Consider the following 26,439-nt stretch of genomic DNA (forward strand, 5'->3'; position numbering starts at 1 on the left):
TTCTGAGTGCAATTTATCTCACTTAGCCCCAGTCTCCCATAAAATAGGTACTTTATTTCCGCCATGCTGTACTAGCAACCCAACAAGGAAAAACAGTCACCGTTGTCGGAACTTATGGCTATATGCCGCCCGAACAATTTGGCGGGAGAGCGGTTCCCGCTTCCGACTTATACGGCTTGGGAGCAACATTAATCGCCTTAATTACCAAACAGCATCCAGCCGATTTACCGCAGCAAGATTTGCAGCTCGAATTCGAGCAATTCACCAAATTAAGTCCCGGTTTTACCAATTGGCTGAAGTGGATGACGCATCCCAGTTTAGAACGCCGTCCCGCCTTAGTCCAAATCGCAAAAGAAGTTCTCGAAAAACCACAGACAATAAATAAATATTCCCTACCATTGAAACAGGGAAAAACCGTGAATACCTTTAGCTTGTTCTGGAATGCGATCGGGCGCAGCATTGGGACAGGATCTCTAGCTGTAGGAGCTTGTGCAGCAATTTACAGCACCTTTTTCTTTTCGGCACTGATGACGATAATTGTCCAAGGAATCCTGGGCATTTTTCTCGGCTTGCTGCTGGGGTTGGGGAACGGAATAATCGTAGCAATTGTGACCCGATTGTGTTTTTTCCCCCTAACTAATCCCAAACTTCACCGACAGGTTTTAAATGGAATTAGTATCGTACTCTGTACTTTGGTAAGCCTCGACTTCCTTCCGAAGACTTCGCTGCCGTATTACTCAAGTTCAAGTTATTATATTTTGGTGCTTGCACCGTCGCTAATTGCAGGACTATCAATGGGGGAAAGTAGCAAGTATTTTGCCCGCTGGTATCAAAGAAAAAGTGGACTCTAAAATTTATATAAAGTAGGTTGGGTAGAGCGATAGCGAAACCCAAAATTTTATTTTAAATGAAAAAGCGAAACCCAAAACTTTATTTTAAATGAAAAGTTGAGTTTCGTGACCTCAAACCAACGTACATAATTTTGGCTTGCACTCAAGTTAACATTAAGGTAAAAAAATATGATTGCGAAAGTATTAGCAGAACGCTATGAAGTGCAGGGGCAACTGGGAAAACAAACAGGTCGCCAAACGCTGCTGGCTCGTGATTTGCAAACTCAAGAATTAGTTGTCATCAAACAGCTATTCCTTGGTAACGATTTTGAATGGCAAGACCTCAAGCTATTTGAACGGGAAGCGGAAACTTTAAAAGAACTCGATCATCCAGCAATTCCTCGCTACCTCGACTACCTGGAAATTGACGAACCAGACAGTAAAGGATTTGCCCTGATACAGACTTATGTAGAGGGAAAAACTTTGGAAGACCATTTAAAAGCTGGACGTACTTTTAGCGAAAGCGAGGTGAAAGAATTAGCTAAATCGCTGTTAGAAATTTTGATTTATTTGCACGAACAAGAACCGCCTGTTATTCATCGCGATATTAAACCCAGCAATATTTTACTGCACAGCAGATCCGGTCACTCGGTCGGACAAGTTTATTTAGTTGATTTCGGCTCGGTGCAGAACCAAGCTGCAAAGTTTGGCGGCACAATTACAGTAGTGGGAACTTACGGATATATGGCGCCGGAACAATTTGGCGGGCGCTCGGTTCCGGCTTCTGACCTTTATGGTTTAGGTTCAACTTTAATTTATTTGGTAACAGGTTTGCATCCCACGGAACTGGCGCAGCAGGATTTAAAAATTCAATTTGCCGATCGCATCACGCATCTCAATCCTAATTTAGTTGATTGGCTGGAGTGGATGACGGAACCGAGTTTATCCAAACGGTTATCTTCGGCTGAGGAAGCATTGCGATGTCTCAAAAATCCCAGTTCTATCGACAAAAAATCTATAGCCTTGCAGCCGCAAGGCAGCGATATTAAATTGACAAAAAATTCGGAGTTTATCGAAATTATATTTCCGCCGCCAGGAGTTGGTTTTGGTTTAATTGCTCTGTTTTCTACTGCGGTTGCTGCAACAGCCATATTATGGGGTAATTTTGATTATAATAAGCCATTCATTAATTCAGAGATAAATCTGCTAATTCTTGTGATGATAGCAGAAAGTTTATCAGTTGCGGTAGCAGTAATGTTTCTGTTTGCACTATTTCGGAAATTGCGTCTCAGAATCGATCGCCAGCAAATCTCCTGTACCAGCTATCTACTGGGGTTGAGATGGAATCATTTGGACCCAGCCGCCAGACAGGACATTTCTTATTTGAAAATTGAAAAAATTGGAGCCAACCTTTCTGAGGTGATTGTTAAAGCCGGCAACCAAAAATATAGACTGGGAGTGAAGCAGAAATTAAGCGAAGCAGAAATCGAGTGGTTAGCGACAGAACTTAGCCAGTGGTTGGGATTGAAAATTAAAAGAACTTTGAAAGACGGTGGAATGACTACATGGTAGATATGAAAATATCTCCCCAGGACAAAAACAAAGCATTCCCCTCTCAAACTGTGGGATGCGTCCCGCCCCTCCGGTGTATTTTCCCAGCAGGTGGGACACTCCACCAGCATCATCCTCAAATGGTGCAACACAGATCGCACTCCCCCGCTTTCTCTCAATCTCATGCAGCCGAAAAGCCCGATCGCCCGTAAAATGCTATCAAAGGGATTTGGCAAGTAGCACTCATCCCAATCATCTGTTAACTTGGAGATATTGTTGTGGACTTATCGCTAATTCCGGCACAGCCGAAACCAGGACTGCTCAACGTCCTCATCGAAATTACCGCCGGTAGCAAAAACAAGTACGAATTTGATAAAGACTTACAAGCCTTTGCTCTTGATCGGGTGCTTTCTTCCTCAGTCCAATATCCGTGCGACTACGGCTTCATACCCAATACCTTAGCCGATGATGGCGACCCCCTCGACGGCATGGTGATGATGGATGAGCCCACATTTCCAGGGTGCATTATCGCAGCCCGTCCGATCGGAATGCTAGAAATGATCGATGGAGGAGACAGGGACGAAAAACTTTTGTGCGTTCCCGACAAAGACCCGCGCTACGCTCACTATAAGTCCCTCAAAGACGTAGCCCCCCATCGCTTGGACGAAATAGCCGAATTTTTTAGAACCTACAAAAATTTGGAGAAAAAAGTCACGGAAATTCTGGGTTGGCAAGATGTTGATCAAGTCATGCCCTTAGTGGAAAAGTGCATCGCAGCCGATCGCAAATAAGCCCCTAACCCGCACTCCTCGACTGCAACCCGACTAAAAACTCAGGAGGCCCAACTTAAGGCGACCGCTGCAGGTCTAGGGATGCAGTCGAGGAACGGGTGGCGGCTAGAAGGTCAAATCAGTCGTGAATGCCGAGTCACCGGAACAGCATTCCTCAAAACCCTGCCGACCCCAATCTTGAAAAAAATACTCCTCCTAGAGTAAGATGAAGCGCAAATTCTACCGCTGGGGAATGTGTTCTACGTTTGAGGAAATTTTACCCGAACACTCTGGTTCGGCGCTATCTTAATCTCAGAACACAGAACAAGCCGGGCAGCCCGCAGGGTACAAAAAATAATCTCTCAAGCGTGACATCTCCTACACCAACCCGTAAGCTTGAAAATTCTAATAGCCCAAGTATTCGGGATTCGGATGGTTTCCTGCTCAAGCGCTTGATTATAGTACAGATTGCTAAAAAGTAAAAACTAAAAACTAAGATTTCAACTCCCAAATTCCTGCCCTCAAAGCTAAAAAAAATGCCAGATTCCGCACCCTCTCTACCCAATACACAGCCTTCCGATCGCAAAGCCACTATGGAAAATAGTCCTTTGACCGAGTTTGTCATTCAGTTTTGGGGTGTGCGGGGCAGCATCGCCACCCCCGGCACCAAAACACTGCGCTACGGAGGCAACACCTCCTGTGTAGAAATGCGCTTGGGCAAAAAACGCCTAATCTTTGACGGCGGTACGGGTCTGCGAGTTCTGGGCCTCAATCTGCTGCGGCAAATGCCGGTGGAAGCCCATATGTTTTTTAGTCATACTCACTGGGATCACATTCAAGGGTTTCCGTTCTTTACTCCTGCCTTTATCCCAGGGAACTGCTTTCACATTTACGGTGCGATCGCCCCCAACGGCACTACCATCAAACAGCGTCTTGCCGACCAAATGCTGCACCCCAATTTTCCCGTCCCCATCCAAGTGATGCAGTCAGACCTCAAATTCAACGATTTGACGCCTGGGGATATTCTCGAACTCGACGATGTGAAAATAGAAACGGCACTGCTAAACCATCCTAATACGGCGATCGGATATCGAGTCACCTGGGAAGGACATACAGCCGTCTACTGCACCGATACAGAACATTTTCCCGATCGCCTCGACGACAACGTGGTACACCTAGCTCGCGACGCCGACGTGCTGATTTACGACGCCAACTACACCAACGAAGAGTATTACAACTTCAAAACCCCGAAAGTCGGTTGGGGACACTCGACTTGGCAAGCAGGAGTAGAAATAGCGAAAGCTGCCGGAGTCAAAAAAATCGTGATGTTTCACCACGATCCAGGCCACGACGACAATTTTCTTGATGGAGTCGAAGCAGAGGTGCAGGCAGCGTTCGCCAATGCCTGCTTAGCCCGCGAAGGCATGAGCATACCAGTGATTTAACCAAAAATAAATTCAGAATTATGAAACAACAAAAACCCCGCAAACGTCGCAGAGTAGGCTTGCGGGGGCTTTACTCAACGTTGCTAGTGTTGATAATTATCTGCTGTACCTGTGGCGGATGGGTTGCAGCTCAGACTGCCTACTCTCGCACTCCGGCGCGACTTGCTCAGGTTTCTGCGATCGAGGATACTGGTACTGTCGATCGTATCCCCGAACCCTACCAACTCGGACAGCAACTGTACCTAGAAAACTGCGCCACCTGTCACATCGGTTTACCGCCACAAGTATTACCTACAGAAACTTGGCGCCGCTTGCTGCAAGATTCCCAACACTACGGACAAACCATCAAACTGCTAGTAGACCCGCCCCGCCTGCTAGTCTGGAACTACCTGCAAACTTTTTCCCGTCCCCAAGCCAAAGACGAAGAACTAGCCTACCGAGTCGCCAGTTCTCGCTATTTCAAAGCACTGCACCCCAAAGTCAAAATGTCACAACCCGCAAATATCAGCAGTTGCGTTACTTGTCACCCCGGCGCATCTAAATACAATTTCCGCAAGCTTACCGCCGAGTGGGAAAACTCTCCGTAGGGAATGCAGGACTTATCCACAAACTCTTGAGTAGGGGCGTTATGCGGGCTGATTAAGTTGTGGGTGTATCGCGCTAAGGCGGATGAAGAGATTTTAGGCCCACGGAAAGTCATTGTAATTATGTCATTCTGAGCGGAGTTTACTTGCAGAGCGTAGTGAACGACTCAGAATGACAGACATATAGATGCGTAGTTGCTGTACTCAACAAAACGGTTACGGATGCTTACTGACAAAATTATAAGCTTTATAACCTCCATAGGTTAAAAGTGCCCCTACTGCCACAATTCCAGCAACTGGGAGAGTCACTGGAGCACTCACAATAGTTGTTGCTGTCGTTGTCAAGCCCAACAAACCTGCGAGACCAGCAGCAGGCACTGTTGCAGTAGTGGCTATAGGTATGGTGGCAATTGTAATTGAACCAGCCAATGACGAACCACCAACACCAGGTGCAGTGATTCCAGCTATCAACTCGTCTTTCATCTCGATAATTTTTATGATAATTGTATATTTCTTTCCGTAAATTACCACATATTTTGTATCCTGTCAATCTCGACTCACAAAAATTAAGATTTTCCCATATCTATGCTGCAACCCACCATTTTATCAGATTCATAATCTCAACTATCCCTAAATTTAGGACACACTTCAAACGCCAACTGTGAACGATAAAAACAGACATCAAACTCCATAAAAAAGTTTAACTGGCCTAAAATAATAGGCGGATCGTTAGATTTAGCCCAAGCAAAAGCCAAACGAACAGGTGGAAAATCGCTAATTTGTCCCACCACAGCTAAACCCCTTGCTTCCACTGGCGCAAGATTACCTGCTAACGGAATTGAAAGCGTTTGCTCCTCCCAAACAGCTCCCAACGCTAAACCAACATGGTACGGTAAAACATTAAGACTCGATCCCGTATCCAACAAACCCAAAGTCTCCGAAATACAATCCCGATAGCTTAAAGTTATGGGTACACAGGGAAAAACATTAGTTTCTCCTGCTGGATTCCTTCGTTCGATAAAAGGAAACCGTTTAGCATTTCGCATTGTCTTTTGTTTCTTCTTGTTCTAATAAACTCATTAATTTCTGAGCAGCATCACCATAGTCATAAGGCGACCAAAAACGATAAGCCGCGCCATTATCCAATGGCTTTAAGATTTCTTCTTTCGCCAATTCAGCCATTAAAAACTGCATCATTTGAAATTTTTCAGCAGGGGATAACTGCCGAAGTTGGTCTAATAATTCAATATTTGACATAAAACCCCATTGAATTCATATTGCCATCTTACCACGACCTTCAAATTTAAACCACTCCAAAACATCTTGGTTCTAAGTCTTTATCTGCCTTCATCGGCGCCGATCTGCTCCCATCTGCGGTTAAAGCTCAAACACAAACTAAACAGGCAAAAACAGTTCGGAAAAACTAATTTCAATCTCAGGAAAAGCTAGCATTCTAATCGCAGCATTATCCGCAACAACTATCTCACATTGATAGCCTCCCGGTGCAGGATTCCGATAAATATATGCCTCGCGGGTCGCTACATCTAAAATCCAATATTCAGGGATATTTGCTCTAGAATAAATCGGGGCTTTTTCCCGGCGGTCAATTTGTAATGTCGCGTAAGAAACTTCAATTAACAGCAATATTTCGCTAGGGTTTGGGTGATGGTCGCGATAAGCACCCGGATCGATACGAACAACTGCTATATCTGGTTCTGGTTCCGAAGTCGCTAAGGTAATTGGCAACTGCATCCGAACGTGAGCTTGTCCGGCAAGTAGTTGTTTGATATAATCGGACGATCGCTGGGTTGTACCAGCATGGAGCGGTGTTTGAGGACTCATTTCAACAATTCTCCCATCTAGGAGTTCAATGTTATCATCCTCATTGAGAATACCAGCTTCAATCATCTGGTGATATTCTTCGACTGTCCAGATTTTTTCTTTTGTTGCTGTCATAATCTTTGCCTGCAAAAGCTTACTTCATATTATAGCAATTGCGAATTCACTCAAAAAATACTGATTTGTACGGCGTTGGTCGAAATCCCTTTTGAAAGCGTTCCCAAGACTGCTTTAACTCAGCCGGCGCCGGATATTCGCGATCGTAAACCACCAGGACATTCGTCAAATTCCGTCCCGGTGGCAATAAAATCTGCCCTTGATGAGCCAAACCCACCGAAGCGCCCCCGTCCAAATTCATCGCTTCAAAACAGCCGATCGCCCGCATAACTTTAGCTTCTGCTTCCAAAGACAAACTGTCAAAAAAAGTCACCAAAAATAACTTATCTCTCGAAGCGGGAAAGCCGATCGCCGTTCTCGAACCCACGCCCAAAACACCAGCATCTTTAAAACCTTCCGACAAAGGAGACAGCCAAACTTTCCCCCCTTTAACCAATCTCGGCCCACAAGTCAGAGAAAACCAATATTGACTCCAATCCGGCTTACCTTCAGTTCTAGCCGTCACCATTTCCAATTGATTTCCCGCTTTAATCCCCAAAGTCGTGCCGTAATTTTCCCATCGGCTATATTTCAGAAACTTACCCGCCGCCACCATATTTCCCAGCACAGATTTCTGCTCATCTTTACCAAAAAAAGTCCCGTTAGCAACAACAGCAGCCCGGTAACGCGACACCATATTTTCAAAAGGTTCGTCGCCCCGCGTTACTTTAGAAGTATTTGCAAAATCTGCATTATTAGCTAACCCAATTGTGAGATAAATTTCGGGGTCTGCAAGGTCAATAGTTGTGAGATAAAAGCTGGCGCCAGCTACATTTTGGCGGCTGAGTTGTAGGGGTTTTGCTTGCTTAGCAGAACGTCTGATAATTTGAGGTGGAGACGGCTGCACAGCAGGAGAATTTTCTGGCGCTTTTACAATAGGATTACTCGGCAGAGGTTGATTGGTTTTTGGCGATTTTACAACGGGATTGCTAGGGAGAGGTTGAGGAGTTTGATTTGATTGTATACTTGATAAAAAAGCGAGTGACTTTTGCCAGACTTGACCCACGAGAGTCAAGAAACTATCTCGGTTTTGGGCGATCGCAAAATAGTCAGCCACAACCCGCGCCAAAGCTATGCCCGTTAAAAATAAAAAAGTGCGCCGCAGCATCGGGCGACAACCTTCAGACTGTTTGCGTTTAGACATAAAAAAATCTCAGCTAGGATAGCGAACAGTTTTCTATGGCTGTGACTACAATGGGCGATCGCGCGAATTCTGAAACTACCAGTAGCAGGGTGCGTAAGCACGCACCTCACCACTAAATCACAACTCAAAACTATTTGCCTAGCCGGTATTCCGCATCCCCGCAGCAATACCATTAATCGTCAGCAGAGCTCCGCGCAACAATTCACCCTTGCTGTAACGCGAGTGAATCACCCCTGGAACCCCGCCACTACCGTGCTGCCGCAAGCGTTTCAGCAGCGAAACCTGCAACAAACCCAAAGGCACAATCGTGGCATTTCGCAACTGCACCGATCGCTGCAGCGATGGATCTTCGTCTAACAAACGTTGGTGTCCGGTAATACTTAAAACCAAAGCGCGAATTAAGTGAAATTCGGTCGCAATTTGATCGAATAAAGCCTTAAAACGCTCCTTGTCAGCCGGCAAAGCTAACTCCTGCACGTAGTGTTCTGCAATCTGCAAATCCACCTTAGATAAAGTCATTTCCACCTTAGAAATTACCATTCTAAAAAATGGCCATTTCAAGTAGAAATACTGCAAAAGTTTCATGTGTTCTTCTGGTTCCTCCACCAAAAACTCTTGCAAAGCTGTGCCGACACCGTACCAAGAAGGCAGCAAAAAGCGGCTTTGAGTCCAGCTAAACACCCACGGAATTGCTCGCAAACCGCTGATGTCTTTTTTGCCACCGCGACGGGCTGGGCGAGAACTAATTTGCAACTGGCTGATTTCTTGAATCGGGGTAACTTGGTGGAAGAAATCGACTAAATCCGGCTGTTCGTAGATTAAATGGCGGTAGTGCGATCGCGATTTCGCCGACAACTCCTCCATAATCTCATTCCAAGGGTCGATGCCATCGAAACCAGTGTGCAGCAAACTAGCTTGAATTACCGCCGCCGCCACTGTTTCCAAATTGTAAAGCGCCAACTCCGGCAAAGAATATTTAGAAGCCAAAACCTCGCCTTGTTCGGTAATTTTAATTCGCCCGCTAATACTCTTTCCAGGCTGAGCCAAAATTGCCTTGTAAGCAGGCCCGCCGCCGCGCCCTACAGAACCGCCTCGGCCGTGAAAAATCCGCAACTCTACATTGTATTTTTCCGCAACCACTTGCAAAGCCTTTTGAGCTTTGTGGATTTCCCAATTGCTGCTGAGGAAACCCGAATCTTTATTGCTGTCCGAATAGCCCAGCATTACCTCTTGCAATTTGAGAGTTTCGATTGGACCTTGGATATTTTCTTGGCTTTTTTCCGCTAGTTCCTGCGCGTATCCTCCTATTAGCAAAGCTCGATAAAGCGGCAAATCAAAGATTTTTTGCATTACTTCCGGCGCTTTTTTCAAATCTTCCACCGTTTCAAACAGGGGAACTACTTGAATGCTGCTAATTCCTGTCGCCGGATCGTAAAGTCCGGCTTCTTTTGCTAACAGCAAAACTGCCAGTAAATCGCTGACATCGTGGCTCATGCTAATGACGTAAGTTTGGCAAATTTCCTGGCCAAACTCCTGCTGCATTTGCCGCAATATTCGGAAGGTATTGATCGTCTCGCAAGTTTTGGGAGAAAACGGCAATTCTGCTGGAATTAAAGGGCGGCGAGTTTGCAGTTCTGTTGCCAGCCAAATAACTCGATCGCCTTCCGACATTTGATTGTAAGACTTGGGCAAAATTTGCAAGTATTCAGCAATTTCGCTCAAAGCGTCAGAGTGTACAGTTGACTCTTGGCGGATATCTAGATAAGCCAAATTAAACCCGTAAATTTCTACTTGGCAGAGCAGATTTTCCAAGTCCCGACAGCTCAAACCTGTTTCGACTAAATTGCGCTCGATGAGCTGCAGCTCGGCTAAAAACTCAGTACCCGATCTATAAAGGCCCGTCATTCCGGGATGTTCTGACAAAGCTTCGCGTTCCCGCTGCAACTCGTCTCCTTTGTAGAGCCGCCAATTGCGATCGCGCGTATTTTCCAGTCGCTGGAGTACGTAAGCCAGCTTTAGCCGATAAGGTTCCTGCCGATAGCGAATCGCCCACTGCTCGTAAACCTCCGGGAATTCCGATTTGTCGCGATCGAGAGATTCCAGCAATTCCGGCAGCACGTCGCTCCAGTGCAGCGACAAACTCAACAGTTCATTGAGGCGTTTCACGGCGTTGATGTACTTACACAGCACCAAATGGCGCTGATAACAAGCTGTTTGCCAAGTAACTTTCGGAGTCACAGAAGGGTTGCCGTCCCTGTCCGATCCCACCCAAGAACCGAACTTGCAAAAATTGTAACTCGGCGGTTTCAGATAAGGATAAGAAGCGTGGAGCGCTTGCTTTAAGCGGTGGTAGAGTTCGGGAATCGCATCAAACAGCACTTCATCGAAGTAGTGGAGAGTGTATTCCACCTCGTCAAGCACAGTCGGCTTGAATTGGTGCAGTTCGTCCGTGCGCCACCAGAGGCGAATTTCTTCCATCAGTTGCTCTTGGAGAGCCGCCGCTGCCCAGCAAGACACCGGGTAGGGGCTTTGAGAGTCGGCCCCAAGCACCTGAAATTTCTCGTCAACTTGGTCTAGCTGTTGGAGAATCTTCGCCATTCGTCGCTGTTTGGTGCGGATCGTGTGGCGGACAATCTCTGTCGGGTGAGCGGTGAATACCAAGCGGATATCTAACTGATCGATCAACCGCTGGATTTGCTGGCTTGGCACGTTCAAGCGCAGCAGCATCGGGAACAGTTGGTGAAAAGTGCCGGCATCTCGGGCGATCGTCTCGCTGCTGTCTGCATTGCTCAGAACCGTTTGGGCGGGGCCTGGGCCTTCCCTGTGCCGCGGGCGATCGGGGGCATCCGTTGCTTGTCCTGGCAGCTTAGAAAACATCCGCCCACCAGCATCGTTGCTACTAGCGTAAGCTAGCTGTTGGTCTCGCTGTTCGTAGTGCTGTTCGACAATGTTGATCAACTGAAAATACAGTGCAAAAGCCCTAGCTGCGCGGATGGCGGCGTTGAGGTCGAGCTTTTCGATTAGCTGTACGACATTCGACTCGCGAAAGTGAGTGGCTTGTCCCTCGGCGGAATTGACCGATCGCATTTGTTGGAGCAAATCCACCAATTCCTGCCCGCACTCCTGTCGCAGCACCGATTCCCACAAGTCCTCTACTACTTTGAGGCGATTTCGCAGAAACAGGTCTGATTTTGAGTAAGCGGGAGAATGGGAAATAGATGTTGCATCAATAGCCTGTTCTGAAGACTGGAGGACTGAACTCATCGGGCTGTTCCTCAATAGCTGCGGGTGTCAAGAAAATTGTATGGTTTAGTTTCGCCTAAAACACTTTTGTTTGCAGTCAAATTTGAGACAACTTATTGCAACGTAGAAAGTAGAAGGCAGTTATGTACAAAGTATAAGGAAAGATTAATTCTTAGACCACAGATTGTACCTATTGTCAAGCTTTTATATCAGTTGACTGGCGATTTTAGATTTTAGACGATCGGCGACTCGACGTTCGGCGATCGCGAGCGTCGAGTCGCCCTCAGTCGAACAATTTTAGATTTACTCCCAAGATGAATCTGGGAAGTTGAACTCGGGTCGAAAATTTTTCTCTCTCCCCGACAGGAGTACGTGGCACCGTATCCGTTTTTGGGCGGGGTCAAAAAAAATAACTTCTAGCTGCAGCATCCTTCCTTGGGCTTTCTAATCCTGTGATTGAGGAAAGTTGAGCACGGGAAGGCGCGAACCCCGAAAGACTTCTTCGCTTTCAACGCCGATCGACGCAACAAACTCAGCAGCAGCTTTAGCCACCACCAACCCACCCAGCATAGGTAAAGCGACCAAGCTCAATAAAATGTCTGAGGGAACTGGCAACTTTGGACTCTCAGGGGTTTGATTTTTGAGCAAGTCTTGGTTTTCCGACGGCATAAATTCCTCCTGTGTCAATCCATAATCCCCAGTTTACAAGGCAAATAATCATCTTGACTGCTGCCTTCTGACTAATGACTTCTGATATCAAATCGAGTGACATCCGAATGATATGCTGCAACCGATCGTCCCGGCGTAGCCAAGTCTATAAATATCTTGTCGCGAGATATTAAGCTCGCACTCGGAAAAAACGGTTTGTATAAAATCGGGATGCTCCCCGAATGCTATCGAGCGTGCGACTCTCTCCGCGTAGCTCAGCGAAACCACAGCACTACAGTCGGAAAATAATAGACATTTCCCGAAAAGCCAGTCTTGAACAGGCAGGATGCCTGTTCCACAAGAATTATGAGAGAAATCTAATTATTATTCGGATGCAAACAGAAACGATATGACTAATGACGAATAATTTGTTGCTTGGCTTAATTTGGACTTATCTGTGCCAAAATGTCGAGGTATTATCAAAAAAATATTCCCCAACGGCTCGAAGCCGAGGGGATACAAGGCCAGACACTAAGTCCAGCATGGCTTAAACCAGACAAAACGGTTAGGCTCGGCAAATAAAATAATTGTCGGTAAAATTTGTAACTGTGCTATTTCTAGAAAACAAAACCAGCTTTGGCAAAATTTAGAGTTTCATGTTGAATGCGAACGGGAGCATATTGGCAGACAATCGATCGAGCGCGTCGCAGTGGGCGCAAGAAGCTTTAGGGCTTCCCGAAGTTCAAGTACAAGCGCGTTTGCGGGGAAATCACCTGCACATTTTGTGCGAAGCAGCGCAGTGTCCGTCTCAAGAATTGGTGACGGCGAGATTTACCAACGCCCTCGAACAAACTGATTTAACGCGACTGCTGCCCGATCGACCTAAAATTTACCAGTTGTTTCTGTGCGGCCGCAAAATCGGTTCACGACAAAATGACTGGACAGTCCGGCTCGATTGCAGCAGTCCCCAGCGACAGCCACAGCCACAGCCACAGCAACCGGAACCAAAAGTTGCCCAAGTGCCGCCGCCAGCGAGTTCCCCCGACGAACCGCCAGCCAGCCCTAAAAGAGGCGGATTTTTCGGCAAATTTAAGAATGACAACCACAAACTCAAACAGACACCAAAACAGGTAGAAACATCGGCTCACCCGCCACAAGTAAGGGAAGAACTGGATTTTGACGCCGAAAGTCTGCCCATCGCCTCCCGCATTGAATACCCAGAAGTTTTTGAAACTTCCCCCGTGACGATCGACACTTCGGCTGCTGCGACGCGGGAAGTTGTCGGTTCCGCCGTTCCCCCGCAGCAGAAAGCGAACCGTGGCGCGGTGGCTTTGATTCAATCCCCCGAAGCTGACTCAGGCGAGGGCGATCGCGATGGAACATTGACGGTTTCGCCTGAAACGTTGGCGCGCCGGGGCCATCCAGATGCGATCGCCAGCTATCTCAGCGAAATCCTCGGGCCGATGGGAGTTTCGGTGAAAGTAAGCATTCGCGAAAAAGAACTCAAAAGCAGCCGAGAAACCCTGCCACTGAACGGGCCGGAAAATATCAAGGCCAAAGAACGCCGACTGCTGGTGCTGTGCGAGTCAGCTTACAGCCCCGACCCCTCATTGCTGGCCGAACCCATCGCCGGCAGGCTACGGAAACTGCAACTAGAGGATTTCCGGGAAGCCGTGATCGCCAGCCAAGTCAGCGGCGAAGCGAAGCCGGACTGGCTGCTGCGAGTGGATTTGACTTCGCCGGACAAAATTCTCAAGGAATGGGCCAGGTGGGGAGACGTACAGTCGATCGCCAAACTGCTAAATCAACACTTGGCTGCATCAAGAGTCGAAGTGCGGGCTACCCTCAAAGAAGCAACCCTCCACCTGTTTTGCAGCAAAACTGCCAAAAAAGGACAAAAGCCTAAACGGCAAGAATACCCGGATAAGCACCAAACCACCGACACGATCGCCCCTTTGTTAGCCTCCTTTGCGCCCCAAGGCATCCGCGCAGCTACTATCTACGGCGTAGAACCAGCCAAGGACTCTCAAGCGGCGCCGGAGTCCCCCGTGTGGATAGACTGGGTGGACTTGCCTGCTGCCCACCACCCCGACTTGGCTGCAAACGCTAGAACGCTGGCGATCGAGGGCGACCAATTGGCTCTGACTTTTTTATTGAACAGGTTGCTCAACCCCAATCTCAGACGCAAGCTGGAAACAGGAGGGATTCGGGCTGTCGTGCTGCAAAAAGCTAACGTGCTGCACGTCATGACAGAAGCTCTGACTTGCCCTTCTCAGTCGAAGGTAGGCCCGCCGGTGGCGAAATTTTTGCGGCACTTACAAATTCCGGGAGTGGTAGGGGTGCGAGTCTACGGACGCCGCGCCGGTCAGAAACTGCCCCTGTGGCGCTACGCAATCGACCTCAGAACGGCTGTGGACGAGGAATCAAGGACGGCACCCGCACCGGTTCCCTCGCAAGTGGCTGTGTTGGAAAAGGAACCGGTGCCGGAGTTTGCGCCGGCGGAGGATGGGAGTTTTTCGGGTTTGGGCGACAATTTGGTGTTCGATGCTCCGATGCCCAACTCCTGGCGCCCCCGCTTCAAAATCAGACTCCCCGGATACAATCTGGGCGAGCAGTTAGTTCAAGCTGCGGTGCAACCGCTTGTCGCTTCGGGTTTGTTTGTTCCCAACGATGGTTTGTCAACGAATGCTGCTGCGCCCGGTGGCGTGAGAGCCGATCGCGCGGCGGGAATCGCTTTGATTTGGGCGATCGCTGGCTGTCTGCTGACTTTCAATACCGATTGGCTCCTCGGTCTATTTATGCAATCTGTGGCGGTCACTCAAGCTCCTAGCGCCTCCGAAGTTTGCAGGGGTCCAAATTGTCAAAATTCAGCTCCCAAGGCTTTGGGCGACGTTACAGCCCGACTTCCGAACGAAACTGCGAACCCCGTTCCCCCTTCTGGGGAGGTGAATTTGCCTCGAATTCCGTTGCAGCCGTCGCCGGAAGCGAACCAGCAAGAGGCTTTTAATGGCTCTGGGTTTACGAAACCGGGAAATACTAGCGTTCCTGTAGCTGATGTTTCTGCTCCTCCGGTGTTCCCCACTTTGAGGAGCGAGCAGCTTGACGACCAGATAGCGCGCTATCAAGAGTACATCCACCTGCACAAAAAACCGCCGGATATTTTAATTGTCGGTAGTTCGAGGGCGCTGCGGGGGATCGACCCGGCGGTTTTGGAAACCGCTTTGGCAGCTTCGGGCTACCCGGGGCTGAGGGCTTACAATTTTGGGGTTAATGGAGCTACTCTCCAGGTTGTAGATTCGATCATCCGCCGGATTTTGCCGCCGCAACAACTGCCGAAATTGCTGGTGTTGGCTGACGGGGCGAGGGCTCTCAACAGCGGGCGGCCGGATTTGACTTTTAGTGCGATCGCTTCTTCGGAAGGTTACAGGCAATTGAGCCGGGGTAGTTTTCTGATCCGCACCAATCAATTAGAATCCGAAACATCGAAGGAAAGCGCCAACAATCCGGTGGCGACTGCCTCTGAAGTGGTGAACAATTTGGGACAAGCTCAAGCTAATGTTCAGCAAGTGGTGAGTCAAAAGTTGGTGGAGGGTTCTGCAACTTACAAAAATCGCGATCGACTCAAAGGGTTTTTGCGCTCCATCGTTAATCCTTCAGCCCCTGTGGCAACCGACAGCACCCAAACCGCAGCCCTGGGTGAACAAACAACTGAAAACGTTCAGCCCACTGCTGGGAGTAAACCAGTCAGCGAGTTTCAACCAAATGGCTTTTTGCCGATCGATATACGCTTCAATCCCGATACTTACTTTCAGAAGCACCCCAAAGTATCTGGTTATTACGACTCCGACTATCAAAATTTTAAATTGATAGGGGAACAAGCTCTAGCACTCAAAAATCTGATCGAATTTACCAAAGTTCGCAACATCAATCTCGTGTTTGTGAATATGCCTCTGACTGAAGATTATTTAGACCCGGTGCGGACAGGTTACGAACAAGAATTCCGGCAATATATGCAAGAATTAGCAGCTCAAAGCGGACTAATTTTCCTAGATAATAGTTTATTGTGGCCCCAGGCGCGGGAATCTTTTTCCGACCCCAGCCACCTCAACCGTTACGGTGCTGTTGAAGTTTCTAAGCGGTTGGCTCAAGATCCCATGATTCCCTGGCCTGCTAAACAATAGTTTTGACTTTTGAGTTGTGAGTTATTTTAGAAGTTAAATGAACCCAGCGTTGCGACTGCTGCGCGACGCTCTCAAAACTATTCTTTCCTGCGGCTGGATACTGAAAATGAAAAAATTGATATTTCCTGAAAATAGCAAAAATAAACAGATCAAAAGTCCCAGAAAAAATTGGCCTTTGATATTTTTTATATTATCTTTAGCATTTTTCTGTTTCAGTTTGTATAAAGGTTTCTTTTTACCCTTAGCTTTATCCTCTGGACCGCCCAGCAACGAACAAAGTAGCGAACAGCCAACTCTGGCACCCTTTGAAGAGGTGGTTAAAGAGGCACAAAAGTTAGAGGGACTATTTACCCTTTACCGCAATCAAGCAACTGATAAAGTATATCTGGAAATTAAACCGCAACAACTAAACAAAAAGTTCCTGTGCTTTGTGACATTGGCATCGGGTTTGGGGGAAGCGGGCATTTTGAGCGGAATGCCGATCGGCGATTTCTTGTTTCAACTGCGGCGCGTCCAAAATAACGTGCAGTTTGTGATACCAAATATAAATTTTCGCACAAGTCCGGGCGACCCGCAAGCAGGTTCGGTAGAACGGGGATTTAGCGACTCGATTCTCTATTCTTTGCCTCTCAAAAGTATTCATCCGCAAACACAAACTCTGCTGATCGATTTAGGCGATTTGCTGATGAGCGAAAAGCGGGATTTACCAGGGGTAAAAGCGATTTTGCCGATGATATTGGGCGCTTCTTACTCGATCGATGCAGACAAGTCTTCTTTTAAAGATGTTAAAGCGTTTCCGCTGAATGTGGAGATTGCTTCTGTCTATGGTTTTTCTAGCGATAACGACAGTGAAGTTAACTATTTACCTTCGGTTCCTGACAGTCGGGCTTTTAACCTCCGCATTCACTACAGTTTCTCGGAAGTGCCGCTAAATAACGGCTATCGCCCCAGACTGGCGGACGAGCGAGTGGGCTATTTTCTTACAGCATATAAGGACTTTTCTGACAAGAGCAGCCGGGAGCCTTTTGTGCGCTATATCAATCGCTGGCATTTGCAAAAGCAAATCCCGACAGCGCCGATGTCGCCTCCGGTACAGCCGATCGTCTTTTGGATTGAAAATAATGTGCCTCCCGAATACCGAAACGCAATTCGCGAGGGCGTTTTGGAGTGGAACAAAGCTTTTGAAAAGTCAGGTTTTACTGAGGCAATTCAGGTCAAACAAATGCCGGACAATGCTAAATGGGATCCGGCTGACGTTCGCTACAATACTATCCGCTGGTCGAGTTCTTTTGAGCCTCAGTTTGCCGGCATCGGGCCCTCTCGCACTAACCCGCTGACGGGGGAAATTTTGGATGCTGACATTCTTTTAGATGCTAATGTTGTCCGGGAAATCAAACAGGGTTATCGGTCTTTGGTGGAACAAAATAGATCGCTATCTAAGAGTTTTCAAGGGCGAAACGGTTCTAATACCAATCCCTGTCAGTTTGGGATGTATTCTCGCTATTTGAATGTGCTAGAAAATGGGGATTTAGGAAAAAGCAGCGGCGAAAATGCTCAAGGTGGAATTGCTGATGATTTGCCGACTTTGGTAGAAAGATATCAAGAGCAAAAGCGAGATCCTTTATCGCGGTTGATGTCGAGTTCGGATATGTGTTTTGGGTTGGAATCGAGTCGCCAGTTTGCGATGGGGGCAATGTCGATGGATCTGTTGGAAAATGCAGCGCCTAGCAGTCCGGCAATTGACAATTATGTGAATGAATATATCCGATATTTGACAGCCCACGAAGTCGGTCACACTCTCGGTTTGAGGCACAATTTTCACGGGAGTACGATGCTGCAACCGGAGGAGTTGAACAATACTCAGGTAACTCGCACCCAAGGTTTGGTAGCGTCGGTGATGGATTATGTGCCGATTAATTTGGCACCGCAGGGAACTGTGCAGGGCGACTATTATCCAACGATTGTAGGGCCTTATGACGATTGGGCGATCGAGTATGGTTACAAGGTGATTGGCGGCGTAAACCCCAACAGCGACTTACCAGCGCTGCAACAAATTGCCAGCCGCGCTGCCCAACAGCAATTATCTTACGCGCCGGATGAGGATTCTGTTGATATTCTCGATCCCGCTGCAAATACCTTCGATCTCAGCGCCAATATGCTGAGGTATTCGCAATGGCAATTGGATAATGCGAGGGCGATGTGGAAGCGTTTGGAAAAGCGAATTCCGGTTGGGGAAGACGGTTATAACGAACTGCGGGTGATGTTTGATTCGGTGTTCGGGTATTATGTCAACCAGGTGATGAATGCGACTTTGTATGTAGGGGGACAGTCGTTTAGCCGGATTCGCCCTGGAGATACTAATGCGAAGTTGCCGTTTGTGCCGATCGAACTTTCTCAGCAGCGAGAAGCTTTAGCAACATTAGAAAAGTACGTTTTTGCGCCGGATGCGTTTAGTTTTGCCCCGGAGTTGCTCAACAAATTGGCGCCCTCGCGCTGGGAGCACTGGGGAAGTCCGGCTTTGGTGTTTCCTCTAGATTACCCGATCGGCGATCGAATTACTTTTTTGCAGCGGTTTGTGTTGCGGGTTTTGCTATCTCCGATGCGCTTGGCGAGGCTGCGGGATGCCGAGTTAAAATCAGCGCCGGAAACTGCTTTGAGGTTGCCGGAAGTGTTGAATACTGTGCAAAAGGATATCTGGCAAGAGGTTTTGCAGCCCGAAAAGAAGATGCAAATTTCAACTTTTCGGCGTTCTTTGCAGCGGGAACATTTGGCGATTTTGATCGGAATGGTGCTGCGAAAAACGAATGTTCCAGAGGATGCGCGGAGTTTGGCTTGGTACGAGTTGCGGCAGTTGCGGGAGGGTTTGAGCAAGAGTATTCGGAATTTGGATCGGAATGCTGATGCTTATACGCGGGCTCATTTGGAGGAAACGCGCGATCGAATTTCTAAGGTTTTGAATTCGCAAATTCAGTCAAATTAATCTTGGGATTTGTACCTCATAACAGCGGGAACCGCTGTAAGTCCGGTTCGTTGTAGGTGCATGGTAAAAAAAACGATTTCTGCGTCACTGGAGCGCAAAAATTAAAATTAGGGGTGAGTGCTTTTCACTTACCCCTGCCATTCATTTTTTTGGCGCTTTTTAGCTTACTACAAATTGTAGCAATAAATCACCACAAAAGCGACGCAATTTCTCCTAAAAATACTTGTCGATGTTGAGGGTCAAAATCGTGAATACTCCGAGCAAATGACCGGCGCTCATGCAAGCCAGAAATGCCGGTACGCTTACATTATTGAACAGAGAGGGGAAGGGCAAAGGCATTTTCGGCCCAACGTGGGGATACCAAATTCGGCGGCTGAGAACTAGCAATGCTAAGATATTGCAAACAAACATTACTATCGGTTTTTGCCAATTTCCTGATGCTGTGTCAGTCAGAGCCGACTCTACTACGGCCAGTAAATTTGAGTTAATCATCGTGGATTCTCCTATTTTTCATAAAGTATCAGAAATGCTCGATGAGATTTCTTGCCAAAAATACAGCAGGGGCGATCGCCTTTACGCCATAAATATCTGTTGCTGTCAATATTCACCGCGTCGGCGACAGCGCCCCCACCCGTAATCATTGAATCGCAGCAAGAAGTCTTTTAATGCCATTCAAAAGTAACGAAAGATACAAAAGGACAAAACCCTACTCGCTGCCATTTGTAACTTTTAGCCTGTCTGGCAGTGGCGGCATTTACTCACGCTGCCAGACAGGAAAAGCCGCTACTCATTACTGAGCAATGTAGGTAGGCAGAAAGTGAAGTATGTCACGCAGAACGCTATATCCAGCGGCGTCCCAAAGCAAATAAGCTAAGAAACCGATCATCGCTAAGCGACCGTTCCAGAGTTCAGCTTGGGGGTTGAAGCCAAACAAAAAGGCATTCCGATCTTTGCCGTTGTAAGCATTAGCCGTAGGAGGCAAGTTAGTAGGACGAGTTTCCATGTTTTTACATTCCTTAACAATGTTCGCTTCTCATGGTAGCGACCTAATTTCTGCTTTGCTATCTGTCTCTAGGCTCAAGATACACACAAGTCTAAAGGAGGATTTTGAAACAAAAAATGAAGTGTTAACTTTTGTTTCGCCAGATTTTTCAGCGATTACCTGTATATGTAGATACTAAATACAACTGCAAGTTGAGAGAGCCGCTGTGAAAGGATCCATCGCCCCGTAGCGACAAACAACGGCGCTGGTGACTCGACAATACTGAAGCCGCGCTCTGCTAGAGGCAAGAAAATTTAGTAAATTTGAACTTAAAACCCGAACACGATCGCTCTTGAGTTAACTAAAATAGGACATAAACAGATCGATCGGGAGAAACAGTTATCGAAACCATCTACGGCCATCTTCAAGGTTTAAAGTCCAGCCAGCTCAAGCAACTCGAAAAGCTGTACCATCAGCGACTACCGGGCGATCGCATCACCACTGCAGAATTTGCCCAGCGCGTCGCAGCCATTAGCACGGAAATAGACAAACCAATCTGCACCTACATCAACCGTCGTGGACAAGTAATTCGCGTCGGCGTGGGTTCACCGCGACAAACCCAGATTGCACCCTTAGAATTACCCCGGTATGGGGGAGGTCGCCTCAGCGGCATTCGCTGCATCGCCACCCACCTGAAGCCAGAAACCCCAAGCGAAGCAGCTCTCACCGCAATGGCAATTCAGCGCCTGGACGCGCTTGTTTGGCTGACACTGACCGGCGGAGGGTTTCAGCGCCGCGGCGGTGGTGCGACTGGTTACATCCAAGAAACTTATCTCGCTCACCTGATACCCCAGGGAGATCAGCCAAATTTTGAGTTTTCTGTTTTGAGCGCTCAGTTAGAACCAGATTCAACTGATGAAATAGAAGAGCCTTCAATTCAAAAGTCACTAATCAAAACTCAACACTTTCCCTGGAAAATATCAGAACCGCTGAATTTGGACGAACTCGCCGACCAAGACTTTCTGGATTTGGTGGAAGGACTCGAAGCAGAGTTTCAAGCAGAGTTTGTCGCTAAGCAGGTCGATGCAGACCAAGACAAAGTGCTCTTGGTAGGTGTAATGACTCAGCACATGACTCAGTTGGAGTTTGAGGACGGGCTCGCAGAAATCACGCGGCTGGTTGAAAGCGCCGGAGGTCAGGTTCTGCAAACAGTGCGCCAAAAACGATCGCGCCCCCATCCGCAGACAGTCGTCGGCGAAGGCAAAGTTCAGGAAATTTCCCTCGCCGCTCAGACGGTTAGCGCTAACCTCGTGGTATTCGATCGCGACCTGGGCCCCGCACAAATACGGAACTTGGAAACTCAGATAGGTATCCGCGTCGTTGATCGAACAGAGGTAATTCTCGACATCTTTGCCCAAAGAGCTCGATCGAGCGAGGGTAAATTGCAAGTCGAACTCGCTCAGCTAGAGTACGCCCTGCCCCGGCTCAGAGGGATCGGTCAGGCAATGTCGAGACAGGGTGCTGGCATTGGTACCAGAGGCCCAGGGGAAACCAAACTAGAAACCGAACGGCGGACGATCGCCAAACGCATTTCTCGATTGCAGCAAGAAGTAAATCAACTGCTGGCGCACCGCTTCCGGCTGCGGCAGAACCGCCATCATCACGATGTACCCTCAGTGGCGATCGTGGGCTACACCAACGCAGGTAAATCGACTCTGCTCAACCTGCTCACGAATTCCCAGGTCTATGCGGCCGACCAGTTATTTGCCACCCTCGACCCCACCACCCGAAAGCTGACGATTCCAGGCGATGTCACCGGGGAACCCTTGTCGATCGTCCTCACAGATACAGTGGGCTTTATTCGCGAACTGCCCCCATCCTTGATCGACGCTTTTCGAGCTACCCTCGAAGAAGTCACTGACGCCGATGCTTTGCTGCACCTGGTCGATCTCTCGCATCCCGCGTGGCAGAGCCAAATTCGATCGGTCATGAATATTTTGGCAGATATGCCCGTAACCCCCGGGCCAGCCCTTGTAGCTTTTAACAAAATTGATGCTGCCGATGGAGATACTCTCGCCCTCGCGCGAGAAGAGTTTCCTCAAGCCGTATTTATTTCGGCGGCCAAAGGTCTTGGGATGGAAACTCTCCGCGACAGACTAGCTCAGCTCATTCAATACGCTCTCTACCCTCGGTAAATACTTAAATATTCCTTTTGAATAGTTGACATCGGGGAATATACGTACATATACTGAGGACAGATATAGTCGAACTATGAGATTATAAAAGAGTAGTCAGATTGTGCATTCCAAAGTACAATACAGCATCTCTATTTGGCGATCGGTTAAATAATTAATTTCCCGATGCCGCTGTCAAGGTAAAAACACTCTTTGTTAATGGCTGTAACGGCTGTTGGTTCAGAGGTTGCAAAAAGATGTTGCTTCACTCTGGGCCAACCACGGTACGCAACGTCAATGTGAAAGAGAATAATATTATTAAAGTGTTTGGGCACTCACCTCAAGCGCTATACTATCTTTTACAGACGTTTGCGAGAGAATACATCCATTTATGGTAAGAACTCTAAAATTCTTGCCCGTCGTGCAGCGCTAATCTCTAAGACTATTTCTATTTTTCGATTTTACCACTGTTTAACTAAATAGTTATGTGTACGCCACTGGCAAAACTAGCAATTGGACTCTCTGCCACCATGGCAACAGCGTTTTACTATCTAGCTGCCGCCCCTCCGGCTTCAGCAGTAGATGTGTGCGGTCCGGGAAATTATTCTAGTGCCTGTGCCTCCAGCCAGACATCAACAGAAACGGAACCCGGCCCGCAAGTGGCTAACCAGTCGAGTTTCTCCCAAATGTACAGAAGCGAACCTTCGAGAAACTCAACTTCTATTCCTGAACCGGGTACTGCGATCGCAGTCCTACTGACAGGTGCAGGAATGCTCTGTTCGTGCAGAAAGCGAAACAATCAGGTTGGTCCGCAGCGCTAGGCAGGCTGATGACCAACCTGTTGGCCTTCAAAATGTCTCCGTTTTTTTAAGCGTGGGTATTTGTTTACTTAAATTTATATAAAAAATAAAAAATTGTATAAAAAATAACTTGACACCTCGCTTGCGCGCTGCAAATAGAGCCGGATGTTGAACGAAGAAATCTATAGCGACTTCAGTCAGGGTAAAAACAAGGAAGAAGGCAAATGCACTGCCCGGCAAGGGTTTCAGCAATGAATAACCTCCGGTGCAAAAGATAAGGTTGCTATATATAATAAAAATTAAAAAATAAAAATAAAAATAAAAATAAAAATAAAAATAAGATTGGTTAAGATCAATCCTTCCGACAGTTTTTGAGAGTCAACCGTAGAATAAGGGTTTCAAGGCTCCAAGGCAAGTTCGCTACCAACCAAAAATCAAGGGTTTCAGCCTAGGAACTAAAAACAGTCCGCACTATGGTTAAGATTACAATTAAAAAATATTGTTATTGCTTGAGCGTCCATGACCCCTAAAGTAGAAATTTACACTTGGAGAACCTGCCCGTTTTGCATTCGTGCCAAAGCACTGCTGAAGCGAAAAGGGATTGATTTTACAGAGTACGCGATCGACGGAGATGAAGCAGCACGGGCTCAAATGAGCGATCGAGCCAACGGAGGGCGCACCCTGCCCCAGATATTCATTAACGACCAACACATAGGCGGCTGCGACGAAATCCACAAACTCGATACTCAAGGCCTGCTAGATCCGCTGCTAGCAGCAAAATGAGGCATTCCCTGTCGAATTTTCCGTTAGCCCAAATTTTCCTGTGACCAATTCTTAATTTTAATTGACAATGAAATTTGCATTCATCATCGATCCCCTCGCGCGACTAATTCCAGGACACGATACCAGCGTAGCGCTGATGGAAGCCGCTCAAGAGTTGGGTCACGAAGTCTGGGCAACTCAAGCCAACGAATTAAGCGTCATCGGCGGCAAAACTTGGGCAATGCTAAGTCGGGTAGCCCTCACCCCAGTAAAAGTGGTAGAGGGACGCTGGGAGGCTGCTGAGGCTTGGTACCAGGTAGAACATCCTACTTTGCAGCCTCTGGAAGCAATGGACGCAGTATTTATGCGGACAGACCCCCCAGTCAACGTTCCCTACCTTTACGCTACTTACCTTCTAGACGGCATCGATCCCGCTAAAACTTTGGTAGTTAACAGTCCCAAAGGATTGCGGGCGGCGAATGAAAAGATGTATGCTTTGCAATTTGAGGGAGCGATCCCCGAAACCATTGTTTCTCAAAACAAACAGGTAATTCGGCAATTTGTTGAGAAAAAAGGAGCGGCAGTTCTTAAACCCTTGGGTGGCAAAGCTGGTGAGGGGATTTTGTTCTTGGAGGCGGGCGATCGCAATCTCAACTCCCTGGTCGAAATTAGCACTCAACAAGGGCAAATTCCAGTGATGGTTCAGACTTATCTGCCGGAAGCAAAAGAGGGAGATAAACGGATTATACTGTTGAACGGTAAACCCATCGGTGCTATCAACCGCATTCCCACCGGTAATGAATTTCGCGGCAACATGGCCGTTGGTGGCCGAGTCGCAAAAACCGAAATTACCGCTCGCGAACTGCAAATTTGTGCTCAGTTAGAACCAGTGCTGCAACGGGACGGACTGTACTTTGTCGGCATTGATATCATTGGCGGTTATCTCACAGAAGTTAATGTCACCAGCCCTACAGGGATCAGAGAAATTGACTTGTTTGACGGCGTTAATTTGGGCAAACAAGTAATTGAATGGGTAGTTAGTCAGTAGTGAGTGGTCATTAGTCATTAGTCATTAGTTATTAGTCATTGATTAGTCGTTATTAGTTATTAGTTATTGGTCATTAGTTATTGGTCGCAGCTAACAAATAACAACAGTCAACAGTTAACAGTCAACAGTCAACAATTATTAAATTATGTCAAAAATTGGCGTTGCAGTAGTCGGTACAGGTTTCGGTCAAAAAGTGCACCTTCCCGGATTCCAGGCCCATCACCGGACAGAGGTTGTCGCTGTTTACCACCGGAATTTAGACAAAGCAAAGGCGATCGCCTCTACCCACAATATCCCCTACGCTTGCGACTCGATAGCCGATATAGTAGCCATCCCAGAAGTAGCGGGAGTCAGCATTTCCACACCGCCATTTTTGCATTTTGAAATGGCAAAAACCGTCTTGGAAGCAGGCAAGCATTTATTATTAGAAAAACCCACCGCCCTGACAGCAAATGAAGCCAGGGAACTTTACCGATTGGCAAACAACGAATCTCAAACCGATTTTAAAAATGGTGGTTCCAGAGCAATTGCCACAATGGACTTTGAGTTTCGCTTCATCCCCGCATGGCAAATGCTAGCAGAATTATTGGCAGCAGAATATGTGGGAGAAAAGCGTTTAATTAAGATTGATTGGCTGGTGTCGAGCCGCGCTGATGCGAGTCGCCCCTGGAATTGGTACGCGCAAAAAGAGCGAGGCGGCGGAGTTTTGGGCGCGACGGGTTCTCACGTTTTTGATTATATTAGCTGGCTGTTCGGCCCGCCGCAGAAGCTTTCTGGGCAATTGATTACAGGAATTTCGGCGCGACCAGATCCAAATGATTCGGGAAATTTAAAATTAGTTGATGCAGATGATTCGTGCACGTTGATGCTGGAATTAGCCGGGGGAACTCCTTGTCAAGTTTGTTTGAGTTCTGTTACTTATCAAGGGCGGGGACACTGGGTGGAAATATACGGAAGTAAGGGTACGTTGGTGTTGGGAAGCGACAACCAGCAAGATTACGTCCACGGCTTTCGCTTGTGGGGTTCCCAAGGTGGAGAACCTTTAGCTGAAATCAAAATTCCTCAAAAATTGGAGTTTCCTCAAGTTTATCCAGACGGGAGAATTGCACCGTTTATTCGAGTAGTAGATAGGTGGGTAGAAGCAATAGATGCCGGTAAATCGTTGATACCGTCCCTCAGAGAAGGGGTTTACTCGCAGTTGTTGATGGATTTGACCCAGGAGTCGAATGCTACGGGAACTTGGGTAGATTTACCTAATTTAGATAAATTTTTGGGCACTAAGTAAAAGTACAAACTCCCAAA

23 protein-coding genes are annotated in these 26,439 nt (G+C 47.5%); 14 read left to right on the top strand and 9 right to left on the bottom strand.

All coding sequences use genetic code 11. From position 1 onward, the window contains the following. The first annotated feature begins 122 nt into the window (after positions 1 to 122). The 6 genes from QUA74_RS22930 (at position 123) to QUA74_RS22955 (ending at position 5,183) form a co-directional block, all read left to right on the top strand. Positions 123 to 851: a hypothetical protein gene (locus QUA74_RS22930; RefSeq protein ID WP_333333794.1), complete on the top strand. Its 729-nt coding sequence runs from the start codon at positions 123 to 125 to the stop codon at positions 849 to 851. Between the two features lie 168 nt (positions 852 to 1,019). Beyond that, positions 1,020 to 2,402, top strand: coding sequence for a serine/threonine-protein kinase (locus tag QUA74_RS22935; RefSeq protein ID WP_333333796.1), 1,383 nt, complete (start codon positions 1,020 to 1,022; stop codon positions 2,400 to 2,402). A gap of 2 nt (positions 2,403 to 2,404) precedes the next feature. Then, positions 2,405 to 2,593 (top strand): hypothetical protein, encoded by a 189-nt coding sequence (locus QUA74_RS22940; RefSeq protein WP_333333798.1) that lies wholly within the window; start codon positions 2,405 to 2,407, stop codon positions 2,591 to 2,593. Between the two features lie 66 nt (positions 2,594 to 2,659). Beyond that, positions 2,660 to 3,172, top strand: coding sequence for an inorganic diphosphatase (locus QUA74_RS22945; RefSeq protein ID WP_006634582.1), 513 nt, complete (start codon positions 2,660 to 2,662; stop codon positions 3,170 to 3,172). A 515-nt stretch (positions 3,173 to 3,687) separates the two neighbouring features. Further along, the gene (locus QUA74_RS22950; RefSeq protein ID WP_333333800.1) at positions 3,688 to 4,596 is read left to right on the top strand and encodes an MBL fold metallo-hydrolase; all 909 of its coding nucleotides are present in this window, start codon (positions 3,688 to 3,690) and stop codon (positions 4,594 to 4,596) included. Between the two features lie 20 nt (positions 4,597 to 4,616). After that, complete coding sequence (locus QUA74_RS22955) at positions 4,617 to 5,183, top strand: diheme cytochrome C (protein WP_333333802.1); 567 nt, start codon at positions 4,617 to 4,619, stop codon at positions 5,181 to 5,183. A 213-nt stretch (positions 5,184 to 5,396) separates the two neighbouring features. On the opposite strand, the gene QUA74_RS22960 is transcribed toward QUA74_RS22955, so the two are convergent. From QUA74_RS22960 to QUA74_RS22990, 7 genes are all read right to left on the bottom strand, one after another. Next, complete coding sequence (locus tag QUA74_RS22960; protein ID WP_333333804.1) at positions 5,397 to 5,711, bottom strand: hypothetical protein; 315 nt, start codon at positions 5,709 to 5,711, stop codon at positions 5,397 to 5,399. A gap of 89 nt (positions 5,712 to 5,800) precedes the next feature. Then, the gene (locus QUA74_RS22965) at positions 5,801 to 6,226 is read right to left on the bottom strand and encodes a hypothetical protein (RefSeq protein ID WP_333333806.1); all 426 of its coding nucleotides are present in this window, start codon (positions 6,224 to 6,226) and stop codon (positions 5,801 to 5,803) included. After that, on the bottom strand, positions 6,213 to 6,437 hold the full coding sequence (locus tag QUA74_RS22970) for a hypothetical protein (protein ID WP_333333808.1): 225 nt from the start codon (positions 6,435 to 6,437) through the stop codon (positions 6,213 to 6,215). The genes QUA74_RS22965 and QUA74_RS22970 overlap by 14 nt, the downstream gene beginning before the upstream one ends. Before the next feature lie 138 nt (positions 6,438 to 6,575). Further along, the gene (locus QUA74_RS22975) at positions 6,576 to 7,136 is read right to left on the bottom strand and encodes a Uma2 family endonuclease (protein WP_333333810.1); all 561 of its coding nucleotides are present in this window, start codon (positions 7,134 to 7,136) and stop codon (positions 6,576 to 6,578) included. A gap of 46 nt (positions 7,137 to 7,182) precedes the next feature. Then, positions 7,183 to 8,319, bottom strand: a complete 1,137-nt coding sequence (locus tag QUA74_RS22980) for a phosphodiester glycosidase family protein (protein ID WP_333333812.1) — start codon at positions 8,317 to 8,319, stop codon at positions 7,183 to 7,185. A 138-nt stretch (positions 8,320 to 8,457) separates the two neighbouring features. Then, a complete protein-coding gene (gene ppc, locus QUA74_RS22985) occupies positions 8,458 to 11,583 on the bottom strand; it encodes a phosphoenolpyruvate carboxylase (RefSeq protein ID WP_333333814.1) in 3,126 nt (1,041 codons plus the stop codon). Positions 11,584 to 12,006: 423 nt separating this feature from the next. Next, on the bottom strand, positions 12,007 to 12,249 hold the full coding sequence (locus tag QUA74_RS22990; protein WP_333184518.1) for a hypothetical protein: 243 nt from the start codon (positions 12,247 to 12,249) through the stop codon (positions 12,007 to 12,009). Positions 12,250 to 12,866: 617 nt separating this feature from the next. On the opposite strand from QUA74_RS22990, the gene QUA74_RS22995 reads away from it, so the two are divergent. Further along, positions 12,867 to 16,391 (top strand): hypothetical protein, encoded by a 3,525-nt coding sequence (locus QUA74_RS22995; protein ID WP_333333816.1) that lies wholly within the window; start codon positions 12,867 to 12,869, stop codon positions 16,389 to 16,391. A gap of 106 nt (positions 16,392 to 16,497) precedes the next feature. After that, positions 16,498 to 19,371 (top strand): zinc-dependent metalloprotease, encoded by a 2,874-nt coding sequence (locus tag QUA74_RS23000; protein WP_445302169.1) that lies wholly within the window; start codon positions 16,498 to 16,500, stop codon positions 19,369 to 19,371. 213 nt (positions 19,372 to 19,584) lie between these two features. On the opposite strand, the gene QUA74_RS23005 is transcribed toward QUA74_RS23000, so the two are convergent. Next, the gene (locus tag QUA74_RS23005) at positions 19,585 to 19,863 is read right to left on the bottom strand and encodes a Photosystem I reaction center subunit PsaK (protein ID WP_333333820.1); all 279 of its coding nucleotides are present in this window, start codon (positions 19,861 to 19,863) and stop codon (positions 19,585 to 19,587) included. Between the two features lies 1 nt (position 19,864). On the opposite strand from QUA74_RS23005, the gene QUA74_RS23010 reads away from it, so the two are divergent. After that, positions 19,865 to 20,008, top strand: coding sequence for a hypothetical protein (locus QUA74_RS23010; RefSeq protein WP_333333822.1), 144 nt, complete (start codon positions 19,865 to 19,867; stop codon positions 20,006 to 20,008). 153 nt (positions 20,009 to 20,161) lie between these two features. Here the strand turns inward: QUA74_RS23010 and QUA74_RS23015 are convergent, their stop codons facing one another. Beyond that, positions 20,162 to 20,374, bottom strand: coding sequence for a chlorophyll a/b-binding protein (locus QUA74_RS23015; protein ID WP_333041855.1), 213 nt, complete (start codon positions 20,372 to 20,374; stop codon positions 20,162 to 20,164). A 578-nt stretch (positions 20,375 to 20,952) separates the two neighbouring features. Here QUA74_RS23015 and hflX point away from each other — a divergent pair. The 5 genes from hflX to QUA74_RS23040 all read left to right on the top strand — a co-directional run bounded on the left by hflX (position 20,953) and on the right by QUA74_RS23040 (position 26,422). Further along, positions 20,953 to 22,548, top strand: coding sequence for a GTPase HflX (gene hflX / locus QUA74_RS23020; RefSeq protein ID WP_445302168.1), 1,596 nt, complete (start codon positions 20,953 to 20,955; stop codon positions 22,546 to 22,548). A 509-nt stretch (positions 22,549 to 23,057) separates the two neighbouring features. Beyond that, complete coding sequence (locus QUA74_RS23025) at positions 23,058 to 23,348, top strand: PEP-CTERM sorting domain-containing protein (RefSeq protein WP_333333824.1); 291 nt, start codon at positions 23,058 to 23,060, stop codon at positions 23,346 to 23,348. 498 nt (positions 23,349 to 23,846) lie between these two features. Then, on the top strand, positions 23,847 to 24,110 hold the full coding sequence (grxC, locus tag QUA74_RS23030; RefSeq protein WP_333212381.1) for a glutaredoxin 3: 264 nt from the start codon (positions 23,847 to 23,849) through the stop codon (positions 24,108 to 24,110). 67 nt (positions 24,111 to 24,177) lie between these two features. Next, on the top strand, positions 24,178 to 25,137 hold the full coding sequence (gene gshB / locus QUA74_RS23035; protein WP_333333826.1) for a glutathione synthase: 960 nt from the start codon (positions 24,178 to 24,180) through the stop codon (positions 25,135 to 25,137). A gap of 145 nt (positions 25,138 to 25,282) precedes the next feature. Continuing rightward, positions 25,283 to 26,422 carry a Gfo/Idh/MocA family oxidoreductase gene (locus QUA74_RS23040; RefSeq protein ID WP_333333828.1) on the top strand — a complete coding sequence of 380 codons (1,140 nt, stop codon included), beginning with the start codon at positions 25,283 to 25,285 and terminating at the stop codon, positions 26,420 to 26,422. Positions 26,423 to 26,439 lie beyond the last annotated feature (17 nt).

The organism is Microcoleus sp. LAD1_D3, assembly GCF_036702135.1.
Lineage (GTDB): Bacteria > Cyanobacteriota > Cyanobacteriia > Cyanobacteriales > Microcoleaceae > Microcoleus.